Source organism: Natrialba asiatica DSM 12278, from assembly GCF_000337555.1.
GTDB lineage: Archaea > Halobacteriota > Halobacteria > Halobacteriales > Natrialbaceae > Natrialba > Natrialba asiatica.
On sequence record NZ_AOIO01000031.1, the window covers coordinates 134,718 to 156,665 of the forward strand.

The 21,948-nt window shown below is 65.3% G+C and carries 16 protein-coding genes; 10 read left to right on the forward strand and 6 right to left on the reverse strand.

The features are described 5' to 3' along the window. The first annotated feature begins 10 nt into the window (after positions 1-10). The 4 genes from C481_RS13870 to C481_RS13885 all read left to right on the forward strand — a co-directional run bounded on the left by C481_RS13870 (position 11) and on the right by C481_RS13885 (position 4,656). Positions 11-1,177: a thiolase C-terminal domain-containing protein gene (locus tag C481_RS13870; RefSeq protein ID WP_006109862.1), complete on the forward strand. Its 1,167-nt coding sequence runs from the start codon at positions 11-13 to the stop codon at positions 1,175-1,177. Then, positions 1,174-1,563 (forward strand): Zn-ribbon domain-containing OB-fold protein, encoded by a 390-nt coding sequence (locus C481_RS13875; protein ID WP_006109863.1) that lies wholly within the window; start codon positions 1,174-1,176, stop codon positions 1,561-1,563. Before C481_RS13870 ends, C481_RS13875 begins: the two co-directional genes overlap by 4 nt. A gap of 189 nt (positions 1,564-1,752) precedes the next feature. After that, the gene (locus C481_RS13880) at positions 1,753-2,607 is read left to right on the forward strand and encodes an NAD+ synthase (protein ID WP_006109864.1); all 855 of its coding nucleotides are present in this window, start codon (positions 1,753-1,755) and stop codon (positions 2,605-2,607) included. Between the two features lie 432 nt (positions 2,608-3,039). Then, the gene (locus C481_RS13885) at positions 3,040-4,656 is read left to right on the forward strand and encodes a BCCT family transporter (RefSeq protein WP_006109865.1); all 1,617 of its coding nucleotides are present in this window, start codon (positions 3,040-3,042) and stop codon (positions 4,654-4,656) included. Positions 4,657-4,703: 47 nt separating this feature from the next. On the opposite strand, the gene C481_RS13890 is transcribed toward C481_RS13885, so the two are convergent. The 3 genes from C481_RS13890 to C481_RS13900 all read right to left on the reverse strand — a co-directional run bounded on the left by C481_RS13890 (position 4,704) and on the right by C481_RS13900 (position 7,570). Then, the gene (locus C481_RS13890; protein ID WP_006109866.1) at positions 4,704-5,816 is read right to left on the reverse strand and encodes an alpha/beta fold hydrolase; all 1,113 of its coding nucleotides are present in this window, start codon (positions 5,814-5,816) and stop codon (positions 4,704-4,706) included. A gap of 135 nt (positions 5,817-5,951) precedes the next feature. Next, the gene (meaB, locus tag C481_RS13895) at positions 5,952-7,115 is read right to left on the reverse strand and encodes a methylmalonyl Co-A mutase-associated GTPase MeaB (RefSeq protein WP_006109867.1); all 1,164 of its coding nucleotides are present in this window, start codon (positions 7,113-7,115) and stop codon (positions 5,952-5,954) included. Continuing rightward, positions 7,112-7,570, reverse strand: coding sequence for a cobalamin B12-binding domain-containing protein (locus tag C481_RS13900; RefSeq protein WP_049904663.1), 459 nt, complete (start codon positions 7,568-7,570; stop codon positions 7,112-7,114). Before C481_RS13900 ends, meaB begins: the two co-directional genes overlap by 4 nt. Before the next feature lie 224 nt (positions 7,571-7,794). Here C481_RS13900 and C481_RS13905 point away from each other — a divergent pair, with 224 nt between their 5' ends. Then, complete coding sequence (locus C481_RS13905; RefSeq protein ID WP_006109869.1) at positions 7,795-8,469, forward strand: HD domain-containing protein; 675 nt, start codon at positions 7,795-7,797, stop codon at positions 8,467-8,469. 171 nt (positions 8,470-8,640) lie between these two features. Here C481_RS13905 and C481_RS13910 read toward each other — a convergent pair whose 3' ends face one another. Then, a complete protein-coding gene (locus C481_RS13910) occupies positions 8,641-9,321 on the reverse strand; it encodes a LysE family translocator (protein ID WP_006109870.1) in 681 nt (226 codons plus the stop codon). A gap of 676 nt (positions 9,322-9,997) precedes the next feature. On the opposite strand from C481_RS13910, the gene C481_RS13915 reads away from it, so the two are divergent. The 5 genes from C481_RS13915 (at position 9,998) to C481_RS13935 (ending at position 15,129) form a co-directional block, all read left to right on the forward strand. Next, a complete protein-coding gene (locus C481_RS13915; protein ID WP_006109871.1) occupies positions 9,998-11,470 on the forward strand; it encodes an aldehyde dehydrogenase family protein in 1,473 nt (490 codons plus the stop codon). A gap of 117 nt (positions 11,471-11,587) precedes the next feature. Then, on the forward strand, positions 11,588-12,682 hold the full coding sequence (locus tag C481_RS13920) for a phosphotransferase family protein (RefSeq protein ID WP_006109872.1): 1,095 nt from the start codon (positions 11,588-11,590) through the stop codon (positions 12,680-12,682). A gap of 74 nt (positions 12,683-12,756) precedes the next feature. Continuing rightward, on the forward strand, positions 12,757-13,323 hold the full coding sequence (locus C481_RS13925) for a class I SAM-dependent methyltransferase (protein WP_006109873.1): 567 nt from the start codon (positions 12,757-12,759) through the stop codon (positions 13,321-13,323). Between the two features lie 102 nt (positions 13,324-13,425). Beyond that, positions 13,426-14,178 carry a TlpA family protein disulfide reductase gene (locus tag C481_RS13930; protein WP_006109874.1) on the forward strand — a complete coding sequence of 251 codons (753 nt, stop codon included), beginning with the start codon at positions 13,426-13,428 and terminating at the stop codon, positions 14,176-14,178. 225 nt (positions 14,179-14,403) lie between these two features. Continuing rightward, positions 14,404-15,129, forward strand: coding sequence for a TlpA family protein disulfide reductase (locus tag C481_RS13935; RefSeq protein ID WP_006109875.1), 726 nt, complete (start codon positions 14,404-14,406; stop codon positions 15,127-15,129). Between the two features lie 15 nt (positions 15,130-15,144). On the opposite strand, the gene C481_RS13940 is transcribed toward C481_RS13935, so the two are convergent. Together C481_RS13940 and C481_RS13945 are read right to left on the reverse strand one after the other, a co-directional pair. Next, positions 15,145-17,625, reverse strand: a complete 2,481-nt coding sequence (locus C481_RS13940; RefSeq protein ID WP_006109876.1) for a DNA topoisomerase I — start codon at positions 17,623-17,625, stop codon at positions 15,145-15,147. Positions 17,626-17,861: 236 nt separating this feature from the next. Beyond that, complete coding sequence (locus C481_RS13945) at positions 17,862-21,788, reverse strand: glycoside hydrolase family 97 catalytic domain-containing protein (protein ID WP_006109877.1); 3,927 nt, start codon at positions 21,786-21,788, stop codon at positions 17,862-17,864. Positions 21,789-21,948: the final 160 nt, after the last annotated feature.

Genomic DNA, 21,948 nt, shown 5'->3' on the forward strand with positions numbered 1-21,948 from the left:
ACGAGTGTACATGACTGGCGTACGCGTCGCAGGAACGGGGTTGACCCCGTTTGGAAACGCGCCCGAACGGACGAGCAGGGATCTCTTCGCCGAAGCGAGTAGCGCCGCCTTCGCGGACAGCGGCGTCCCCCGGGAGGATGTCGAAGCCGTGTTCTACGGCAATTTCATGGGTGAACTCGCCGAGCACCAGGGCCACCAGGGGCCGCTGATGGCCGAAGCCGCCGGCGTTCGGGCACCGGCCACCCGCTACGAATCAGCCTGCGCGTCGAGCGGAATGGCCGTTCGGGACGCCGTTATGCGCGTTCGCAACGGCGAACACGACGTGGTCCTCGTCGGCGGTGCCGAGCGCATGACCAACCTCGGGACCGCCGGCGCGACCGAAGCGCTCGCCATCGCGGCCGACGAACTCTGGGAGGTGCGAGCGGGGATGACCTTCCCCGGCGCGTACGCGCTGATGGCCAAGGCGTACTTCGACGAGTTCGGCGGCGGCCGCGAGGATCTGGCTCACGTCGCCGTCAAGAACCACGAGAACGCCCTGACCAACGAGAAGGCCCAGTACCAGAAGTCGATCGAAGTGGCGGAGGTTCTCGACGCGCCGACGGTGTCGAGTCCGCTCGGCCTCTACGATGCCTGTCCGCTCTCCGACGGCGCGTCCGCGCTGGTGCTGACGAGCGAGGCGTACGCCGAGGAACACGACATCGACGCGCCGGTTTCGATCACGGGCACCGGCCAAGGCGGCGACCGGATGGCGCTGCACGACCGCGAGTTCCTCGCCCGCTCGCCGGCTGCCCGCGAGGCCGGGGAAGAGGCCTACACTGACGCCGGAATCGACGCGGGTGACGTAGACGTCGCGGAGGTCCACGACTGCTTTACGATCGCCGAGGTGCTCGCGCTCGAAGCGCTGGATCTCGAACCCGTCGGCGAGGGCATTACGGCCGCCCGCGACGGCCGGACGACGGCTGACGGCGACACGCCGATCAACCTTTCGGGCGGTCTGAAGGCGAAGGGACACCCGGTCGGCGCGACCGGCGCGTCACAGATCGCCGAAGTGTCGAAACTCCTCGCCGGAACCCACCCGAACAGCGAGCACGTCGCCGACGCAACGACCGGCGTCGCCCACAACGCGGGTGGAACGGTCGCCAGCGCCGCCGTCCACGTCCTGGAGGTGGCAAAATGAGCGACGAATCCGCCCGCGACGCCGGCTTCGACGACTGGCTCGACGCCGCCGAAACCGGGGACGCCTACTACCTCGACTGCCCGGCCGGCCACACCTCTCTCCCCCCGCGGCGGCTCTGCCCGACCTGCGGCGCGGCTGAACTCGACGAGCGACCGCTTCCGGAGACGGGCGAGATCGAGACGTTCACCGTTACGCACGTTCCGACACCCGCCTTCGAGGACGATGCCCCCTACGCGACCGCGATCGCCGACTTCGGTCCCATCCGCGTGACCGGTCAGGTCGTCGATCTCGATCCCGACGCGGTCGACACCGGTTTGCCCGTCGAACTCGCCGTCACGAGTTCGGAAACGACGGGCGAACGGGTGCTCGGGTTCAAGACGGTCTGAGACGGACGGCTGTCATCGCCGGCGCACCCGCGACCCGTCCTCGTCCTCCGAGTTCGCCGGGAAACCGGCGCACCGGTCCGTATGGGCCCGGGAACCGCCGTGACAGCGTTTCTTCGATTTCGAACACGCCGGTCGCACATTGTAGGCAGGTGCCTTTTATGTCTCGGTCCCGCTAAATCGGGCGTTCGCATGGCGAACCTCTACGAACAGACGCAGGACGAGATCGAGCCGGTTGACCTTCGATTCGCTGCAGACGAGATCGATGCGCAGCTCACACACCTCACCGAGTTCATTCGAAAGCGCGTCGACGCCGCGGACGCCGATGGCGTCGAAATTGCGCTCTCCGGTGGCATCGATAGCACGACGACGGCCCACCTCGCCGTCGAGGCGCTCGGGACCGAGAACGTCCACGGGATCATCCTCCCGAAGGCGGTCAACGAAGCAGAGAACATGAGCGACGCCGAACGCGTCGCCCAGGATCTCGGAATCGAGTACGAACAGATCGGCATCGACCCGATCATGGACCGCCTCCTCGAACTCGCCGACGCGGAGTCCGACAACGAGTCCGAAGCGCAGTGGGAGGGCCGCTACGTCGGAAACACGAGCGCCCGCGTGCGAATGACGACGACCTACCTGATCGCCAACCGCGAGAACCGGCTCGTCCTCGGCACCGGCAACCGCGCCGAACTCGCGACGGGCTACGTGACGAAGTACGGTGACGGCGGCGTCGACTGTAACCCGCTTGGCAACCTCTACAAACAGCAGGTCCGCCAGATCGCCGCCGCTCTCGGCGTGCCGGAAGCCATCGTCCAGAAGACGCCCACCGGCGGCATGGTCGACTACGAGAGCGACGAGGAAGAGCTCGGGTTCGACTACGATACGCTCGACGCCGTCCTCGCGTTCTACATCGACGGGAACCTGCCGGCCTCGGTCGTCGCCCGACTCACCGAGACGACGGTCGACGACGTCGAACACGTCGCAATGATGCACGAGGAGAGTTCACACAAACGAACCCCACCGGCAACGCCGGAGCCACTGTTCTAAGCTACCCATTCCACTGCACCGAGAGCACGAGTTCGGGCGAGCACCGTGCAGTATCACGACCGTCGCGACCGCCACGAACACCGCGAGCGGACGGATGCGGATTCGAGTCGACCGACCGAACGACGCGGCTCAAACCGCCACATCGATCGGCTGACCTGACAGGAACATGTCAATTTCCAGCCCCGAAGCGCCGTCGAGTTCGAACGCCCGGACGTGGCGTTTCGGGACGAAAGCGACGCGACAGTCGTTCCCCCTGTCACAGCCAGTGCCAGTGACAGTGATGGCCACAATCACAGCCGTCTGCAGACCACACACGGGCACTCGCACGGCCGCTGACACAACACACACCACACCGATACCCACCAGTTCACCAGTGACACCAATGACAGCCCCCGACAACACGCACCTCACACGGACGGCGGTGATGAACGCATGAGTCGACTCCAAAACGCCTGGGACGAGTTCACGACTGAACTCGACTACGTCGTTTTCGGTGCCGGCGTGCTCGTCACGGCGCTTACCGTTCTCGGATTCGTTTTTCGCCAGGAGGCAACGGCCGACCTGATGGACAGTATTAACGAGTTCCTCTGGTCGAACTTCGGGTGGGCGTACCTGCTGATTATGTTCGCCCTGATAGTGTTCGTCGGCTTTCTCATCTTCAGCCCCTGGGGGAACATCACGCTCGGCGGAGACGACGAGGAACCGGCCTTTCGATTTCCCGCGTACTTCGCGATGTTGTACTCGGCGGGGATTGCGGCGGGCATCGTCTTCTGGGGGCCGGCGGAGGCGATTTTCCACTACGATACGGTTTCGCCGTTTCTCAATGCCGGTTCGCAAACCCCCGAGGCAGCCGTCGGCGCGATCCAGTACACGTTCTTCCACTGGGGCATCTCAGCGTGGACGGCCTACGTCGTCCTGGGGATTCCGATCGCCTACTACGGCTACCGGTACGACGCGCCGCTTCGGATCTCGACGATCCTCGCGCCGTGGATCGGACTCGACAATCTCGACCGTCCGGTCGCGAAACTCGTCGACATCCTCGCGGTGTTCGCGACGATCGGCGGCGTCGCGGCGACGCTCGGGTTCGTCGGCAACCAGTTCCTGACCGGTCTCGAGTGGACGACCGGCACCTCGGTTGGCGACCTGACGACGGTTCTCGTCATCACCGGCCTGACGGTCGCGTTCACCGTCTCGGTTACGCTCGGCGTCCAGAAGGGCATCCGACGAATTTCCTACTTCAACCTCGTGTTGTTCCTCGTGCTACTCGTCTCGACGCTCGTACTCGGCCCGACGCAGTACATTCTCTCGGTCGGGACGCAGGCGCTCGGCGGCTACATCAACGAGTTCATCACGATGAGTTTCTACACCGGTGTCGGCGCTGCGGGCGGTGGAAGCGTCGCGGACTGGATCGGCGAGTGGACGGTGTTCTACTGGGCGTGGTGGTTCTCGTGGGCACCGTTCGTCGGGCTGTTTATCGCCCGCATTTCGCGCGGGCGGACGGTTCGACAGGTCGCCGTCACCGGCGTCGTCGCCTCGACCGGCGTGACGATTCCCTGGTTTGCGACGATGGGCGGATCGGCCATCTTCGCTCAGCAGCGCGGCCAGGCGGACATCCTCGCCGTCGTCAGCGAACTGGGCGAAGGGGGTGCTGGCTATCCGCTGTTCGAGACGTTACCGCTCGGCGGGGCGTTAGCGGCGATGTTCCTCGTGCTCGTGACGACCTTCTTCGTCACGTCGGCCGACTCCTCGACGCTGGCACTGGGGATGTTGACCACGGGCGGAGCGAGAGAGCCCTCGACGATCAACCGCGTCGTCTGGGGACTGCTCATCGGCGCACTCGCGTCGCTGCTGATGGTTACCGGCGGCGTCGATGCGTTGCAAGCGGCCGCGATAATCACCGGCGGCCCATTCGCGATCATTACGCTCGTGGCAGCCGTCTCGGTCGCACTCGCGTTCGGCGACCGCGAATCGATGTTCCTCCGCGAGGAGGACGACGTGTCGGTTCCCGGCTCGGACGATGTCATCGACAAGGAGGTCGCAGACGACTAACGGCACGTCCGGTCACCAATCAGCGCCACACGCCACCTCGTTACCGCTCACGCGTTCTCGCCGAACCCGACACCGGCGTCCCCCGTGTTCCCCTCCAGTAACTCCGCCGTGAGATACGCGACGAACTCGTCCGGGTGCTCGGCGTGGGGCAACTGCGTCGCGTAATCGATCGCAACCAGATCGAGATCGGCCGCTTCCGCCAGGTCCCGCCCCTCGCGCAACGGCACGAGTTCGGCGTCGCGCCCCCAGATCAGCGTGGTCGGCGTCTCGAGCGCCGCGAGTTCGGTCGCGAGATCGAACTCGTCGGCCGTGGCATCGGGCTCCGCGGTGGTGGCATCGGGCTCCGCGGTGGTGTCCGCAGTATCGCTTCCGTCACTGGTACCGGTATCGTCACCGGCACCAGCGCCGGTATCGATATCAGTATCAGTATCAGTATCAGTATCGACACCTGGATCGAGCATTCCCGCCGCAAACGACGCCGGTGCGTAGCGGGCTCCCGGCTGGTGGGCGCTCCGCCAGGCGTAGTTAACCGTTTCCTCGTCGATCCGCTCGGAATCGTAGTAGCCGTCGCGGTCGTAGAAGTAGCGGATCGACGGCCTGCTCGCGAGCAGGTTAAACAGCGCCGTCCCCACGACCGGTGCCCGGAACAGCGCCCGAACCCGCGGTCGCGCCGTCCCCGTGTCGTCCGTCGGACAGATTAACACGAGTTCGGCGATGTCGGACTCCCGCGCGGCCCCGACCGCGAACGATCCCGTGAGCGAGGAGGCGACGACGATCGGCTCGTCCGTCACGTCGCTCACGAAGTCGCGAAGGAACTCGATGTAGAGCGTCGGCGAGTAGACCAGCGGCGGGCGCTCCGAGCGGCCGAAGCCGGGAAGATCGACCGCGTAGACGTGATAATCTTCCGCCAGTCGCTCGAAGATTTCGCTGAACTCGTGGCTGCTTGCGCCGGCGTGGACGCCGTGGCACAGGAGCATATCGGGATCGTTCGGATCGCCGGCGACCGTATAGGTGGTTTCGATGCCGCGCCAGCGATAGGTTCGCTCGACGCCGGTAAACGGATTCTCGAGGTCGCCGGCGCGGCTCGCGAGGAGGCGGTTGCCGACGATGGCTGCACCGACGGTTCCGATAGCCGCTCCGAGGACTGTACGGGGTTTCATGGGCGGGGACTACATCGGGGACGGTCTTAGAAGTAGGGTTACCTTCCATCGGGGTCCGATCGCCGGTGGCAAGTCGCGGTGGGAGTTCGACGGTGGCCCACACTGGTAAAAGGCGGCGAGCAGGAGACGACCGTCTTATTGGCGGTCGGCGTCCGACTCCGATTCGAGTCCGCGGGCCTGCACAGTCGCTTCTTCGAGGCAGGCAGCGACCGGTGAGAGCACCTCGGTGGCGATCGCGTAGGGATCGGTATCGCCGGTGCGGACGGCTTCGGCGAGATCCTCGACGCCGCCGGCCTCCTCGAGTTCGGTTTCGAGCAGCGTGTTGATGTCCTCGCGAAGGAGGGTGCGGATCTCCTCGGCGTAGCGCTCTCGGACCTTCTCGGCGTGGGTGCCGGAGTCGACGAGGAACGACCTGTGGGCGGCGAGTTCGTCGATAAATGTGTCGACGCCGGTGCCGTCGGTGGCGACGGTTTCGACGATGGAGGGAGTCCACTCGGCGGGGCTGTCGGTGTCGTTACCGGCTCTGCCTGCGTCTGCATCTGCGTTTCCGTTTTCGGCTCCGTTTCCGTCTCCAGTTCCGGCGGTCGGTTCGGTCCCGTCGTCGGCCATCGCATCAGCGCCGTGGTGTCCGGACCCGCCAAAGTCGACGCCCTCGCCGATGTGGAGCATCTCCCGGAGTTCCTGGACGGTTCGGTCCGCGCCGTCGCGGTCCGCCTTGTTCACCGCGAAGACGTCCGCGATCTCGAGGATACCGGCTTTCAGCGTCTGTATCGAGTCGCCCGAGCCCGGCGGGACGAGGACGGCGACGGTATCCGCCGTCCGGACGATATCGACCTCGTTCTGGCCGGCGCCGACGGTTTCGATGATGATCTTGTCCTTGCCGAAGGCGTCCATCGCCTTGACCGCGTCCGCCGTGGCCGTCGAGAGACCGCCGAGCGTACCGCGGGCGCTCATCGAGCGCACGAAGACGTCCATGTCGCCGATCGTCGAGGCCATCCGGATACGATCCCCGAGGACGGCACCGCCGGTAAAGGGCGAGGACGGATCGATCGCGATGATGCCGACCGTCTCGCCGCGCTCGCGGTAGGTTTCGGCGAGTTTGTCGACCAGCGTCGACTTGCCCGCGCCGGGACTGCCCGTGATCCCGATCACGTCGGCGTTGCCGGTGTGGGCGTAGAGTGCAGAGACCAGTTCGCGATAACCGGGCGCGCGGTTCTCGATCTTCGAAATCGTTCGGGCGAGTGCGCGGTGCTCCCCGGCCAGAAGGGCATCAAGGAGTTCTCTCTCGTCGGCGTTCATCGCTCGGGTGCGTTTTCGCGGACGAACTCGATGGTCTCTTCGATCGACGTACCGGGGCCGAAGATCGCGGCGACGCCCTCGTCTTCGAGTTTGGGACGGTCTTCGTCGGGGATGACGCCGCCGACGAGGACGAGGGTATCATCGCGTGCGCCGTACTCTTCGAGGCCGTCCATGATCTTCGGGACGAGGGTGTCGTGTGCCCCCGAGAGGATCGAGATGCCGAGCACGTCGACGTCCTCCTGAACTGCCGCCTGGACGATCTCGTCGGGTGCCTTGTGTAGTCCCGAGTAGATGACCTCGAACCCGGCGTCGCGAAACGCTCGGGAGATAACGTGTGCACCGCGGTCGTGGCCATCGAGGCCGACCTTGGCGACGAGACACCGAATCGAGCGGTCCCGTTCCGCCGTCTGCGTGTGGTGCTGTGATTGGGAATCCTCGTCCTGATCGCTGCTCATACCCATGCCTTCCGCGGCCGCCTGTTTGACTTTAACGGAAATTGTGGCAGGATCGGGGATCGCCCGCACGACCGGCCACTATCGGTCGCGTCGGCCCGGTTGCAGACGGCCGGTACTTCGTTTGCTACCGTGTGAATGAGTCTCCCCCGAACCAAAGGCTAAAGAGCGAAACGACCGAACATTCTGGTAATGACTATCGTTCGTCTCTTGCGGAGGGATCTCTCGTGGGCGTCGAAATAAAAGAACGCAGGGTTACCGACGCCGAGTTCGAGGAGATGACGGCGTTCGTCTTCGAATACCTCGCGGCCAGCGTCGAAAAAGAAGAGGAAGGCGGCCGAATGCGCTGGTACCCGTGGCACTCCGCCGAGTACCGACACAACCACATTCTCAACGTCGTCGAACTCGCGACGGAGATCGCCCGCGAAGAGGGTGCCGACGTCGACGTCACTCGCGTCGCCGCCCTCTTTCACGACGTGGCCAAACTCGAAACCGATCAAGAACTCCACGCAGAGGCCGGTGCCCGCGTCGCCCGCGAATACCTCGAATCGCGCGGCGAGTTCCCCGAATCGTTCATTCACCAGGTGTGTCGTGCCATCGAACAACACTCCTTCCAGGGTGACCTGACCGACCTGGCGCTCGAAACGCAGTGTCTGATCGAGGCCGACTTACTCGATAAGGTCGGCGCAAACGGCACCGCGCTCATGCTGTTACGCATGGGCTACGAAGCCCGCACCCACATGGATACCGACGAAATGGTCGAGCGCGTCCTCGAACGCGGCTACAACGCCGCCTCGCGCGTCGAGAGCGAGACCGCCGAGGGCATCGCCCACCAACGTCTCAAACGCGTCAAGTGGTTCCGCGAGTGGCTCGAAGATGAAATCGCGGGCATGGGCGACTGAATCGAACTGAACTACCCGAACCACCCCGAACCCAACGCGCGGCGATGAACTCGTTCGACCACTGGTTTTCCCCGGTGCAGCCGCTTCTAAATCCGGTCCGCATCTGTACGTGAGACGGCTGTCGTTCCGACGGCGAGCGCTGCGAGCCATCACCGCGATCGTCTCGATCGGTCAGACGATCGCGAGCGTTCCGACGACGAGAAAGAGCGCGCCGAACCCGACGAGAACGACGGCGCTCAGGGCGGCGATCGCCGGTGCGAGGGCGTCGACGCGCCGCCCGGCGGCGGCCAGCGCCGCGGGATAGGTGACGATCCAGACGCCGATTCCGCCGAAAAAGCCGAGCAAGAGTTCGGGAGAGCCGGTCTGGACGACGAGCGATCCGGCGAGGAGCGAGTCGATGGCGGGAACGTGAGCGAAGATATCGAGGGTGCCTGGTTGAAGGAGGCCGACGCCGACCGTGAGCCAGAAGCCGAGCTGGTAGGGGTTCGTTAGCGAGAGCGCGAACGTTTTGCGAAAGCCGGCGGTGGAACCGGTTTCGCCGTCAGTGAACGAGGCGGTGTGTCGCGCTTCTTCGATCGCCCCGAGCGCGAAGTACAGCATGAGGATGCCCCCGAGGAGGTAGAGCGCGGGTCTGATCGCGGGATAGCGGTCGATGAGCGTGACGACGCCGGCTAGAACGAGGACGAAGAAGACCACGTCGGCGAGCATCGCACCGAGGCCGGCCCAGAAGCCGGCGGTCCAACCGCGCAGCACGCTCTCCTCGGCGATGATGGCGTTCATCGGCCCCGGCGGGGCCGCGAGGGCGATCCCGAAGACGACGCCCGCGAGGAGCGTCCCGGCAACACTGAGCACGCGTAGTCGAGTTATAGTGGGGGTGGCGATGTGAAAAGGACAGCGACTGCGGCGAAGAAGGCCCGAAGACGAGGACGAGTGCGATCGAGTATTCGCTGCGTTCCCGGCGGCGAGTCGTCCGAGAACCGTTTGAGTGTTTGAGCCGATCGCGCGTCAAGCCCCGTTTTCAGGCCGACTACCCGCATCCCGCAGACGACTGGTCCGACTATGACTTCGGTACAAGCCGCGTGCAAGCCATGCCTCGGCTGCTCCACTACCCGGGGTTTCGGATTCTGTAAGGCTGACTTCCGACCGAATTGGTTACAGGTGTTGTCTCATAGTTACTATCCGGCGTACAAAATGGACGCTCCTTCGTTCGAGAGCTTTATATCTCGGTGGACCGCATAGAATCATGCTTCGGTCCCTCGCGGGAAGAAGCGATGTCCCGGCCGACACCCGCCGGGGCATGTTCCACCCCTGTCCCTCGAACCGACGAGCACCAGCGTCGCGCGTGCCACGTTGTGCCGATAACCACACTAGGTATCATTGACTCCTACCGCCGTCTATATGATACCATATGTGATTAATACCTCCGAAAACGGATACTGGCGCTTATGTGAATTGCCTTCGTCGGTGCAGAGACGGCAGCCCCCAGTGCGGAGCCACCAGGCCCGCTGCGGGGCCCCAGCGACAACCCATGACAACGACACTCGACTCCGAGAACGAAATCGAACTCCGGGACCAGTATCGACCGTACATCGACGGCGAGTTCAGCCAGTCGAACGCCGACGAGGGGTTTCCGACGACCGATCCCGCAACCGGCGAAACGCTCGCGACGGTCGAGGCCGCCACCGCCGAGACCGTCGACCGCGCGGTCGAAGCCGCTCGGGAGGCGACTTCGGCATGGCGGGCGACTGCGCCGGCCGAACGCGGCCGCATCGTCCATCGAATCGCGGATCTCATCCGGGACAACGCTGCTGCACTCGCCCGGATCGAGAGCCGCGATCAGGGCAAGCCGCTCACGCAGGCCCGAACCGACGTCGAGGGGGCCGCCCGATTCTTCGAGTACTACGCCGGCGCGGCCGACAAACTCGAGGGAAAACACGTTCCGACCGGCCAGGACGCGCTTAACATCACCGTTCGCGAACCCTACGGCGTCAGCGGCCAGATCATTCCGTGGAACTTTCCGCTGAACCTTACTGCCCGTGGCATTGCGCCGGCGCTGGTCGCGGGCAATACCGTCGTCGCAAAACCCGCACCGACGACGCCGCTTTCCGCGCTTCACCTGGCGGACCTGTGCCAGCGGGCGGGCGTTCCGGACGGCGTCGTCAACGTCGTCACCGGCGGCAGCGAACCCGGCGCGGCCCTCACCGCCCACGACGGCGTCGACGCGCTCACCTTCACCGGCAGCGTCGCCACCGGTCAGACCGTGATGGAAGCCGCCGCGGAGTCCGTCTCGCCCGTCACGCTCGAACTCGGCGGCAAGAACCCGGCAATCGTGATGCCCGACGCCGACCTCGACGAGGCCGTCTTCTGGACGACCGTCGGCATCTTCACGAACGCCGGCCAGATCTGTTCGGCGGCCGACCGCGCGCTGGTCCACGAGTCGATCCACGACGAGTTCGTCGAGCGGGTCGTCGAGCGGGCCGAATCCTACGAACTGGGACCGGGCGTCGACGATCCGGATATGGGGCCGCTCAACCACGAAGCCCACTACGAGGCGGTGCTCGAGTACATCGACGCGGGAATCGGCTCGGGTGCGACCCTCAAAACCGGCGGCGAACCGCTCGACGACGACGGCTACTTCGTCCCGCCGACGGTCTTCTCGGATGTCGACCCGCAGTCCAAGATCGCCCAGGAGGAGATCTTCGGCCCCGTGCTGACGGTGATTCCGTTTTCGGACCGCGAGGAAGCGATGTCGATCGCGAACGACGTCGAGTTCGGACTCACGGGCGGCGTCTTCTCCCGCGATATCAAGCAGGCGCTCTCGATGGCGCGCGAACTCGAGGCGGGCGGCGTCTACGTCAACGAGTGGTTCGGCGGCTCGGTCGAGGCGCCCTTCGGCGGGATGAAACGGAGCGGGATCGGCCGCGAGAAGGGACTCGAGGCGCTCGATTCGTACCTGCAGACGAAATCGATCTCGGTGAATCTCGACGAGCGCGGACGGTAACCGTTCCGACGGGAATCTCCTCACTGCGGCGTACGATCCGGTTTTGGCCCCTACACCGTCACGCAGCACCGGTTATTTTCCACCGATATTTTATAAAAAGCGACACTGTTTCGGAGTATGAGCGGGACGGAGACGGCCATCGACGCGGCCAGCCTTGAAGCGTACCTTTCGGGGGAATTGGGAATCGATGTCAGCGAAACCCGGGTCCTCAACGACGGTCTCAATTTAACACTCGAGATTTCGACCGCAAACGACGAGCAGCGGTACGTCTTGCGACGACCGAATAAGTTGCGACGGACGGACTTGTTCATCGGCGTGAAACGGGAGTATCGCGTGCTCCGAGCGCTCGATGATGCCTCGATTCCGACTCCGGAGCCGGTCTTGTTTTGCGACGAGACGTCGGTGGTCGGGGACTCGTTTTTCGTCACCACGTTTCTCGAGGGCTCGACGATCCCGCTCGGGTCGGATCTCCCGGAGCGGTTCCAGAACGAAACCTCGCGAAACGACGTGGCGGCGAACCTGATAGAGACGCTCGCCGCGATTCACTCGCTGGACGTTTCCCCGTTCGAGGAGTGCTGTAACCGGCAGTCTCCGCTGAACCAAATCGATCGCGCAACCGCCCGACTCGATGAAACAGCTACCGTAACGGGCCGCGAACTCCCGCTCCTTCGATCCGTTGTGGAGTGGCTCCGCCAAAACGCCCCCGAGGAGTCAAAACGAACGGTCGTTCACGACGACTTCAGACCGGGAAACGTGCTTTTCGCCGCCGGTGATAGCCCCGAGATAACCGGCGTTCTCGACTGGGAAACGGCGATGATCGGCGATCCCCTGACCGAACTCGGCTATCTCCTGCTCCGCTGGGGGGACGAGAACGATCCGACACCGTCGCTCGACGAACTCGAAGCGCGGTATTCGAACGAAAACGCGATTCAACAGTTGAGAGCGGCGAACGAAAACGGACTGGCTCCGTTCACGGTGCGGCCGGGGAGTCCCAGCCGACGGGAGCTCGTTACTCGCTACGAGGACGAGACGGGAATCGAGTTCGAGAACGAACGGTTCTACCGAGCCCACGCGGCACTGATGCTCGCGACGGTGTGGGCGGATCTTCACCGCCACCGAATCGAAGCGGGGAACGAGTCTCACTGGGAACCGCACGTCGATTATATGGCGCGAATCGCACACAGCATCGTCACCGGCGAGTTCGAACTGTAGACGGCCCCTGTCGGAAGTATCGAAGGACGGAGTGTGACCCTCGAAATCATACTCTCGGGGAACGAATCACCGGTATGGGATTCCACACCTACGACCCCGACCGCGCCGCCGCGCTCGAGGACGAGAGCCGCTACCGCTGGTGTTCGCGCGAGGAACTGCTCGCCCTGCTCGAACCCCGCGACGGGCTGACGGTCGCCGACCTCGGCAGCGGCACCGGATTCTACGCCGACGACGTCGCCCCGGTCGTCGACACCCTCTACGCCGTCGACGTGCAAGCGGAGATGCACGAGTTCTATCGCGAGAAGGGGCTTCCGGCGACCGTCGAGCCGATTCACGCGCCCGTCGACGACCTGCCGCTGGCCGATGACAGCCTCGACGCCGCCTTTTCGGTCGATACGTACCACGAGTTCGCGAGCGAGGAGAGCCTGACTGAACTCGGGCGGGTGCTGCGGCCGGGCGGGCGACTGGTGACGGTCGATTGGTCGGCGACGGGCGAGCGGGCGGCGGGGCCGCCGCTGTCGGAGCGGTACGCACTCGGCGAGGCGGTGACGGCCCTTCGCGAGGCGGGGTTGGTGGTGACGCAGGCGACGGAGCGGCCGGAGACGTACGTCTGTGTGGCTCGCAATTCGCCGGGTGAGTGAGCGCGAGTGTGAGTGTTCGCGAGTCGGGCATCCGAAGCCGAAGAAAAAGCGACGCAAACGCTGCCCACCGATTCATGACACTGCGCGGTGAGAGGGTAGGCTATGCGTACCACCGGATCGGCGCTACCGTGGAGAACCACCCGACGGTCCCTGCTTGCCGCGACCGCGACGAGCGGAACGACACTGACAGCGCTCGCCGGCTGTCTGGATCGCTCCGGCGGCGACGGAAGCGACGGAAGCGACGAAACCGACGCCGCCAATAGCACCGGCGACGAAAACGACACCGACGATTCCGCCGCTCGATCTACCGTCTCTCCGTCCCTCCCGATGGACATCACGACGGTCGACGGCCCGGGGAGCGAGGCCGGGGCGATGACCGTCCCGCCGACCGAGGGGATCATGCTTCTCAATTTCACCCGCGTCCACTGCCCGACCAGCGAGGGGTTACACTCGACGATCGGAACCGCGAGAGAACGACTCGCGGACGAGCCCCAGCAGGATTCGTCGGGCGACGAACTCGACTACACCGTCGGCCCCGACGGAACCGTGACGGTGTTCTCCGTCATCGACACCACCTACGGTGCCTCTCCCTCGCCGGCTGAACTCGGCGAGTGGTGGGCCGCTCACGACGGGAACTGGACGATCGGCATGGACGAGGAAGGCACGTTACAGGACGTCTACGAGGTCAGAGGAACGCCGACGACGATCGTCATCGACGCCGAAGGGGAGAGTCACTGGCGAGACGAGGGCGGCACGACGACCGCGAACTTCGTGACCGGCGTCACGGAGGCGCTCGAGACGCTAGACGGCGGTGGAACGACCACGGCAACGGACACGAACGAGACGAGCGGGTGATCGTCCCTGGGTCTGCGGATCACAGCAAGCTGTCACCTTCGAGAGACGAACCAGTGGACCCATTGGTCTTGATCACGTACACTCGTGCATGAAACCCCGACAATCGCTTTCCCCGTGGCGATTTCGGATTTCGAGTCAGCGCCTCGGTGGGTGGCCCGACGCCGATCGCTCTCGTCCACGGTGTCCCGCAGATAACACGTGCGGCCCTTCGGCGGTGACGGCCCGATGAAACGGCGAACGCTTCTCGCCGGCGTCGGCAGCGTCGGCGTTCTCGCCGGTGCCGGCGGCATCCTCTCGGGAGCCGTCCCGGTCGATTCCTTCACCGAGCCGCGATCCGGGAACACACCGACCGAAACCACGGGTGAAACCGACGACGGCCCGATTGAACTCGAGACGATCGAGGCGACCGGTAGCGAGGCCGGAACGCTCGAGGTCCCGAACGACGGCGTCACCGTCGCCATGTTCTTCGCGCCGAGCTGTGGGAACTGCCAGGCACTCATGCCGGAACTCAGAGCCGCCCGTGACGAACTCAAGGAGGAGTACGGAGACGATCTGACCGTCGTCTCGATCACCCCCGAGCAGGATCACGATGAACTGCGCGAGTGGTGGGACGAGCACAGCGGTAACTGGTACCTCGGGTTTCATTCCGGGCGGTCGTTGGCTTCGTCCTACCAGGTCGTCGGCTATCCGGTCGTGATAATCATCGACGAGAACGGGGAAAAACACCGCCACATGACCGGGAACCCTGACGCTCGAAAGCTGAAGTACGCGATCGAACCCGAACTCGAGGCGTACCGCGAACGGGCGGCCGAAACCGAGAGTGAGGGTGACGGAGAGAACGAGACCGACACTGACGGCGAAACGGAGAACGAATCCGCGGCGAGGGAGACTGAGACCGCAAACGAGAGTGAACGCGAGAGCGGCGAAAGCGACGAAACCGAGACGAACTAGTCCCGTATCCGGGTATCAGGCGCTCGCCTTCCAGTTTCGAACGCGATCCGCACTCACGCCGTCGACGCTCTCGGCGACCGAATCCGGATCGGCATCGGCCAGATCGTCGATGCTCTCGATACCGGCTGCAGCCAGCTTTTCGACCGTCTTCGCACCGATGCCGTCGATCGACTCGAGGTCCGACCCGCTCTCGCTCTCGCGGGCCTGGAACTCCTGGTAGTTACAGATCGGACAGCCGAGTTCCCACGGCTCGTCGCCGCTGTGGATGACGAGTTCAGGTAACTCGTGGTCGTCGCAGAACTCGTCGGTGACCTCGATTTCGCCGCGGCGGGGCAGCGGCAGCGAGTACTCGCAGTCGGGGTAGCGCGTACAGCCGACGAGTCGGGAGCCGCTCTGGAGCGTTTTGATCGCGAGTTCTCCGTCGTGTTCGTCGCCGCACTCGGGACAGTCGCCGAGCACCGGTCCCTCGCCGGCGTCTTCGGCCTTGCAAAGCGGGCAGCCGTGGACGAACGTTTGCCGGCCGGCGAGCATCTTCACCTCGTGCAGGCCGTGGTCCTCGCACTCGTCGTCGAGGATCAGCGGCTTGCCGGTCGAGGGCAGCGGCAGGGTGAACTCGCAGTCGGGGTAGCCGTCGCAGCCGACGAAGTACGAGCCGTGGCGGCTGCGGCGCACGAGGAGGTCCTCGCCGCAGTCGGGGCAGGGGCCGAGTCGCTTGTCGTCTTTGAGCGACTTGCGGAGGTGGTCGCCGATCTCGTCGCGCGAGTCGGCGAGATTTGCGAAGATTTCCTCGAGCATCTCCCGGGACTCGTCGGTCACGTCTTCGAGTCCGGCCTCGCCGGAGGCGATGGCGTCCATGTCGGCTTCGAGTTGAGCCGTCATGTCCTCGCTCACGACGCGGTCGGCGTAGTTCTCGGTGGCCTCGACGACGGCCATCGCGAGCTTGGTTGGGCGCGGCGGATCGCTCTCGATGTAGCCGCGGTCGTAGAGCTTCTGGATGGTTTCGTGGCGCGTCGACTTCGTCCCGATGCCCATGTCCTCCATGGTCTCGATGAGCCGGGACTGGCCGTACCGGCGGGGCGGTTGGGTCTGTTTCGCCTCGAGTTCGACGTCGGTGATCGAGATGTCTTCACCTTCCTCGACGTCGGGAACGTAGTTCTCGGTGGTGCTGAAGTACGGGTAGACGTCGTGGTAGCCGGGTTCGACGAGGCGTTTGCCGTTGGCCTTGAGGCGGTGATCGGCGGCCTCGGCGACGACCTTGAGGTGTTCCCAGACGGCGTCCGCGGCGACCGTCGCGTAGAACCGGCGGACGACGAGTTCGAAGACGTCCCACTCGTCGTCGCTGACGTCTCCGCGGGCGGGGATCTCGCCGGTCGGATGGATCGGCGGGTGGTCGGTCGTCTCCTCGTCGCCCTCGGTGGGGACGATATCGTCCGCGTCGAGCAGCGACTCGGCGGACTCGCCGAGGGAGGGGTGACCGACGAAGTCATCGAGCAGTTCCTCGGGATCCAGATCGTCGGGGTAGACGGTGTTGTCCGTCCGCGGGTACGTGATGTAGCCGGCGGTGTAGAGGTCCTCCGCGATGGACATGGCGCGCTTTGCGGAGTAGCCGAGCGAGCCGGCGGCGCGGATGAACTGGGTGGTGTTGAACGGAGCCGGCGGCGAGTCGGTGCGCGTGCGGCGGTTGACGTCGACCACGGTCGCCGTCTCGCGCTGGGAGAGCGTCTCGAAGGCCTCCTCGGCGGCGGCCTCCTCCCAGACGCGTTCGGCCTCGTTGTCGTCCTCGTCGTAGTAGAAGTACTGGGCTTCGAAGGCTTCCTCACCCTTGGCCACGTCGGCGACGAGTTCCCAGTAGTCCTTGGGGTCGAACGCCTGGATCTCGCGCTCGCGGTCGACGATCAGCCTGAGCGTCGGCGACTGGACGCGGCCGACGGAGATGAAGTCGTTGCCGAGCTGGCCCGCCGACAGCGAGAGAAAGCGCGTGAGCGCGGCACCCCAGACGAGGTCGATGATCTGGCGCGCCTCGCCCGCCGCGGCCAGGTCGAAGTCGAGTTCATCGGGCTCGTCGAAGGCGTCTGTGACCTCGGTTTCCGTGATCGAGGAGAACCGAACGCGGCGGATGGGAACCTCGTCGTCGACCTCGTGGACGATGTCGTAGGCCTCCTTACCGATGAGTTCGCCCTCGCGGTCGTAGTCGGTCGCGATGGTGACCCGGGTCGCCTTTCGGGAGAGGATACGGAGGGTGGCGACGATGTTCTCCTTCGTCGCGGTCTTTTCGACGCTCGCGTCGATGAGCTCGACGGGTTCGACGTCGCGCCAGTCGGAGTACTCGGATGGGAAGTCGACGCCGACGACGTGACCCGAAAGGCCGACACAGCGCGTGCCGCCCCACTCGTAGACGTTGACGCCGTTCTCGCGGGTCGTGTCGTACGTGCCGCCGCTCAGAATATCCGAGATTCGCCGCGCAGCGTTGTTCTTCTCGGTGATGATCAGTTCCACTATCGATCACCTTCCCGACGGCAGCGGTCGGGGGTGCATCGTCGAGTGTCGTTCATGCTCGCTCGCTACGATTGAGAATTTGATAACGCTTTCGCCGATAATCGCCGGACTGCGCGGGTATGCGTGCGATGCGCGGGCGTTGCGCTCGCGTGCGCGAGGTCCGTGAGTTGTAAGCGGACGACGATTGACTTCAGGAACGCGCAGCCGAAATCGCGCCCGAGTCCGAGGAATCGCGTTCAGTTCGACAACGGTATGAACGGGAGCGTCGCGCGCTCGCTCTCGTCGTAGGCGAGCGCCTCGGACTGCTCGATCCCATCGGGCGTCAGCAGGTCGAGAATCCGCGGCGCGTTCTCGACTGCACCCGCCCGTGCACCACCGAAGGTGAACTCGTCGGCCTCGACCGCGACGGGACGGAACGCGCCGTAGTCCTCCGAGCCGACGACCGGGACGAGTTCAGCGCTCGCGAGGTCGAGGTCCAGAGCGGCCTTCTCGACGGACGCCACCACCGTGTCGGTGTCGTGGTCGACGATCGTTTCCGGGGACCCGAGTTCGGTTCCCGCGGCGTCGACCAGGCTCGTCTCGAACCCGCTCGCGGCGATGCGGTAGTGCCACGGGGCGGCGAAATCGGCGGTCACTTGGAGGTCGCCGAGTTCGGTCGTCCGACCGTCAGCCCGCGACGGGTCGCGGAGGTAGATCGCGAAATAGTGCGGCGAGAACTCGCCGCCGAAGGTCGCGTGGAGGTCGCCCACTTCGAGGGCGAACAGGTACTCGACGTCAGATTCGTAGACGCCGACCGAGCGCAGGTCGAACGCTCCCTCCCGGAACGCGTCGTCCGTCGGATACGCGTACTCGCCGGGGCCGTGATCGTCGCCGCTCGGATCGCTGAACTCGGCGACGAGTTCGCCCGGCGCGACGGTGACCGATTCGGACGCGAGGACGCGGCCGTCGGTCGGGTCACGCAGGACGACTTCGCGGGTTCCGATCGACGAGATCGCGTAGTCGAATTCGAACGCGTCGTTCGACGCGCCGGGCGCGAGGCGGACGTTGGCGACGGTTTCGCGGTCGCCGTCGATCTCGATCGCGACCGTCTCGCCGCCGATGAACTCGCCGTCGTTCGAACCGGTCGCCGAGATGAAGGGTGATCCGGGGGCGGTCTCCGCGTCGATGTCGTAGCTGACGGTCTGGGTCGGTCGTTCGTACGTCGGCAGTTCGCGTCGGTCCTCGCCGCGCGCCGGGCGGAGCCGGATCGCCGTGCCGCCGCTGCTGGCCATCGAGGCGAGGATCGTGGTGCTCGGATCGACGATGACCTCGTCGATCCTGACGGTTTCGGGGTCGGATCGGTAGCCGCCGCCGAGGCCGTCGCCGTAGATTTCGGCGACGTATTTGGGTCCGCTGGGGATGCCGGCGCTGTCGTTGCCAGTGTCGCTATCGGTACCGGTACGGGTACCGTTGCCGTTGCCAGGTCCGTGACCGGTCCCAGTTTCGGCGGCGTCGCCGCTGTGACCGCGACCCGCCGACCCGGCGTTTCCGGGCGCGAGAAAGTCGAGGGGCACGTCTATCGCCCGACCGCCGTCGTCGGTCATCGCGCCGACGTACCACTCCGTACCCGTTCGGCGGGCGGTGACCGTGTAGTCGCCGATCGCCGCGTCGAGAACTCGCGTCTCGTCCCAGCCGGCGGCCGGCACGTTCTCGATGAACGCGAACTCGGGTTTTGCGTCCATATTCTCGTTCTCGGGCGTGTAACCCTCGTACGCCGCCGGGACGGGAGACGGCTCGCCGGCCTCGCCGACCGCGATCGTATTGAGGTTGAAGCCGCCGACGTCGCCCTCGAACTCGCCGTCCGAGTCGTCGTAGTGGAGTTCGATCGCGATCGTATTGTCGCCCTCGACGAGTTCAACTGACGTGGTGAACACGTCCCACTGATCCCAGTACTCGGTGAACTCGGGGGAGATGGTCCGCGTCGAGTCGTTGACGCGCAGGGTCGCCTGCGGGCCGCCGGCGTCGATCACGCGCTGGGCGTTGTCCTGGGGGGCGCTCGCGTAGCGCAGGTGGAGGTCGTAGGTGCCCGCGTCGGCGTCGCGGACGGTGAACGAGACGGACGATCCCGAGGGGACGCGGTTGGGGTCGACGGCGACGTAGTTCGTCCCGAACGCGTTTCGCCACTCGTCGAGGGTGACGAAGCCGTCGATCCGGCCCGAGGCGGCCTGGACGAGTTCACCGACGGCGAACTCGTCGTTGACGTAGGCCTCGATGCGGTCGGCGGCCATCTGGAGGCCGCCGAGGTAGGTCGGGTACATGGCGAGTTGCTTGGCTCGCGTCGTCTGGATTCGGCCGCCGCGGTCGTCGGTGAACGTGAGGTCGAAGATGCCGGGCTGGTAGCTGACCGGGCCGGCGAGGTTGCGCGTGAACGGCAGCGTGACGTGGTGGTCCGCGCCCACGTCCGCGCCGAGCTGGTCGAAGCCGTCGTACTCCTGGGCTTTCACCACTTCTCGACTCGCCACGTTGGGGTAGGTGCGGATTTCGCCCGTCGGCTTGATGCCCTCGTGGATCTCGAGCAGCTGGCGGTTCGCGGCGGCGGCTTCGATGACGAGGCGGTGGTGGTTGACCGCGAGCTGGTTGTGCTGGTTGTGCGTCGGCTCGGAGCCGTCGCCGTCGATTCCGAGTCCCGGGTCGGAGACGTAGCCGTTCTTGATCGAGTGGATGCCAAGATCCTCGTACTGCGCGAAGATGTCGTCGTCGCGGATCTGCGATTCGTAGTTCGGCAGCGCGCCCGCCGTTTCGTTGTGGATGGTCATCTCCACGTCGCCGTCGAGTTCGTGGCCGAACTCGGTGACCGCCCGCACGTCGAAGTCGGGATAGGAATCGTCGACGGAGAAGTCCAGGCCGGTGCCGTCGCCGGGGTAGGTGTCCCAGCCCTCGTTCCAGCCCTCCACGAGGACGCTGTCGATGCCGTTCCGGTCGGCAAAGCGCATGTACCGTTTCATCCGCTCGGTGCGAGCGCCGTGGATGTACCCCGCCGCCGCTTCGGGCGTCTCGAAGGACTCGTCGGCCCGGTACTCCCAGTTCGCCGATCCGGCGATCATCGTCCACCAGATGCCGACGTACGTTCTGGGCGTGATCCAGCTCGTGTCGGGATCGCCGTCGGCGGCCGGCAGGACCGATTCCGCAAGCGGCGGGCTCAACAGCGGAATCAGCTGCGACTCGATCAGATCGCCCGGTCGCCGACCGATCTGAATCGTCCGCCACGGCGTCGCGTTCGGCAGTTCGAGCGAGGCCTTCGTGCCGTCCGGCAGCGGCGTCAGTTCCGTGCTGAACGCCGTCCCGCCCGTCTCCGGCCGCGGTGCGACCGTCGCGGACGCGTAGTCGACCAGATTCGACTCGTGAATACTCAGATAGATGTCGCCGTCGGCTCGCACCGTCAACGGCGTGTGCGCCCCGTTTCGCATCGGCGTGTCCGTCGGCCGCGTCCGCCTCGACCCGCCGGGAATTTCGCTCAGCGGCGTCTCCGCGTACTCCTGTTCGAACCGCGGGTTGGTGACTTCGTTGTCGATCCACCAGGCCGTGTAGTCGTCCGCGAAGGCGAACGCCGTGTTCTCCGACGCGATCACGGCCCGCTCGCTGTTGCTCGCGAAGCTCTCGTCGAATCCCACGCGAAAGCCCAGCCCGTCGTCGAACACGCGAATCTCCACGGTGGCCGTCCGACCCGGCCCGCCCGTCTCCGCAAGCCCGAGTCGGAGCGCGTTGTAGTCGGCCTCGACGCTGTCGAACTCGCCCCAGACCGGCTCCCAGCGTTCCGTCGCGGAGTCGCGGTCACTTCCAGTGACCTCGAGTTCAGATTCGGGGGCGGTCCCGTCGCTGCCGGCACCGAACGTCGGCTGATTTCTGAACTCGAATCCGATCGCCGACGGTTCGATGTAGGTCGTGTCGTCGACGGCGACCGCGTATCGTGGAACGCCGTCCGAAACGTCGACCGTTACGCAAATCGTCCCGTCGGGGGAGGTGACGCGTTGCACGGCTTCGTCGTCCTCGTTCGAAACGGAGTCTGTCAGCCACGCGAGGCCCGGTCGCGTGTACGCCGCCGCGGCCATCGCGGTCGTCATCCCGCCGAGTACCGTCCGCCGCGTCGAATCTAACAACGATTGTTGTGATTCTTTTTCACGCATTAGCAGACGCGACTGCATTACCGACCGTCATAAAAGTTGGTAATTGGTAGAATACGACGCGGCCGAGGGTCGCCCCCTCCGATGCGCCGACTGGCGGACGCCGAGCGGGGGCCGCCGGGAACGGGAGTTCTTTCACGGCACCGGACGAGACACGGACGAG

Bases quoted from the DNA above. Each gene is read 5' to 3' on its own strand.
- C481_RS13915 (WP_006109871.1), top strand. From the start codon at position 9,998: ATGACAACGACACTCGACTCCGAGAACGAAATCGAACTCCGGGACCAG.
- C481_RS13880 (WP_006109864.1), top strand. From the start codon at position 1,753: ATGGCGAACCTCTACGAACAGACGCAGGACGAGATCGAGCCGGTTGAC.
- C481_RS13930 (WP_006109874.1), top strand. From the start codon at position 13,426: ATGCGTACCACCGGATCGGCGCTACCGTGGAGAACCACCCGACGGTCC.
- meaB (WP_006109867.1), bottom strand. From the start codon at position 7,115: ATGAACGCCGACGAGAGAGAACTCCTTGATGCCCTTCTGGCCGGGGAG.
- C481_RS13885 (WP_006109865.1), top strand. From the start codon at position 3,040: ATGAGTCGACTCCAAAACGCCTGGGACGAGTTCACGACTGAACTCGAC.
- C481_RS13870 (WP_006109862.1), top strand. From the start codon at position 11: ATGACTGGCGTACGCGTCGCAGGAACGGGGTTGACCCCGTTTGGAAAC.
- C481_RS13900 (WP_049904663.1), bottom strand. From the start codon at position 7,570: ATGAGCAGCGATCAGGACGAGGATTCCCAATCACAGCACCACACGCAG.
- C481_RS13890 (WP_006109866.1), bottom strand. From the start codon at position 5,816: ATGAAACCCCGTACAGTCCTCGGAGCGGCTATCGGAACCGTCGGTGCA.
- C481_RS13945 (WP_006109877.1), bottom strand. From the start codon at position 21,788: ATGCGTGAAAAAGAATCACAACAATCGTTGTTAGATTCGACGCGGCGG.
- C481_RS13875 (WP_006109863.1), top strand. From the start codon at position 1,174: ATGAGCGACGAATCCGCCCGCGACGCCGGCTTCGACGACTGGCTCGAC.
- C481_RS13935 (WP_006109875.1), top strand. From the start codon at position 14,404: ATGAAACGGCGAACGCTTCTCGCCGGCGTCGGCAGCGTCGGCGTTCTC.
- C481_RS13920 (WP_006109872.1), top strand. From the start codon at position 11,588: ATGAGCGGGACGGAGACGGCCATCGACGCGGCCAGCCTTGAAGCGTAC.
- C481_RS13925 (WP_006109873.1), top strand. From the start codon at position 12,757: ATGGGATTCCACACCTACGACCCCGACCGCGCCGCCGCGCTCGAGGAC.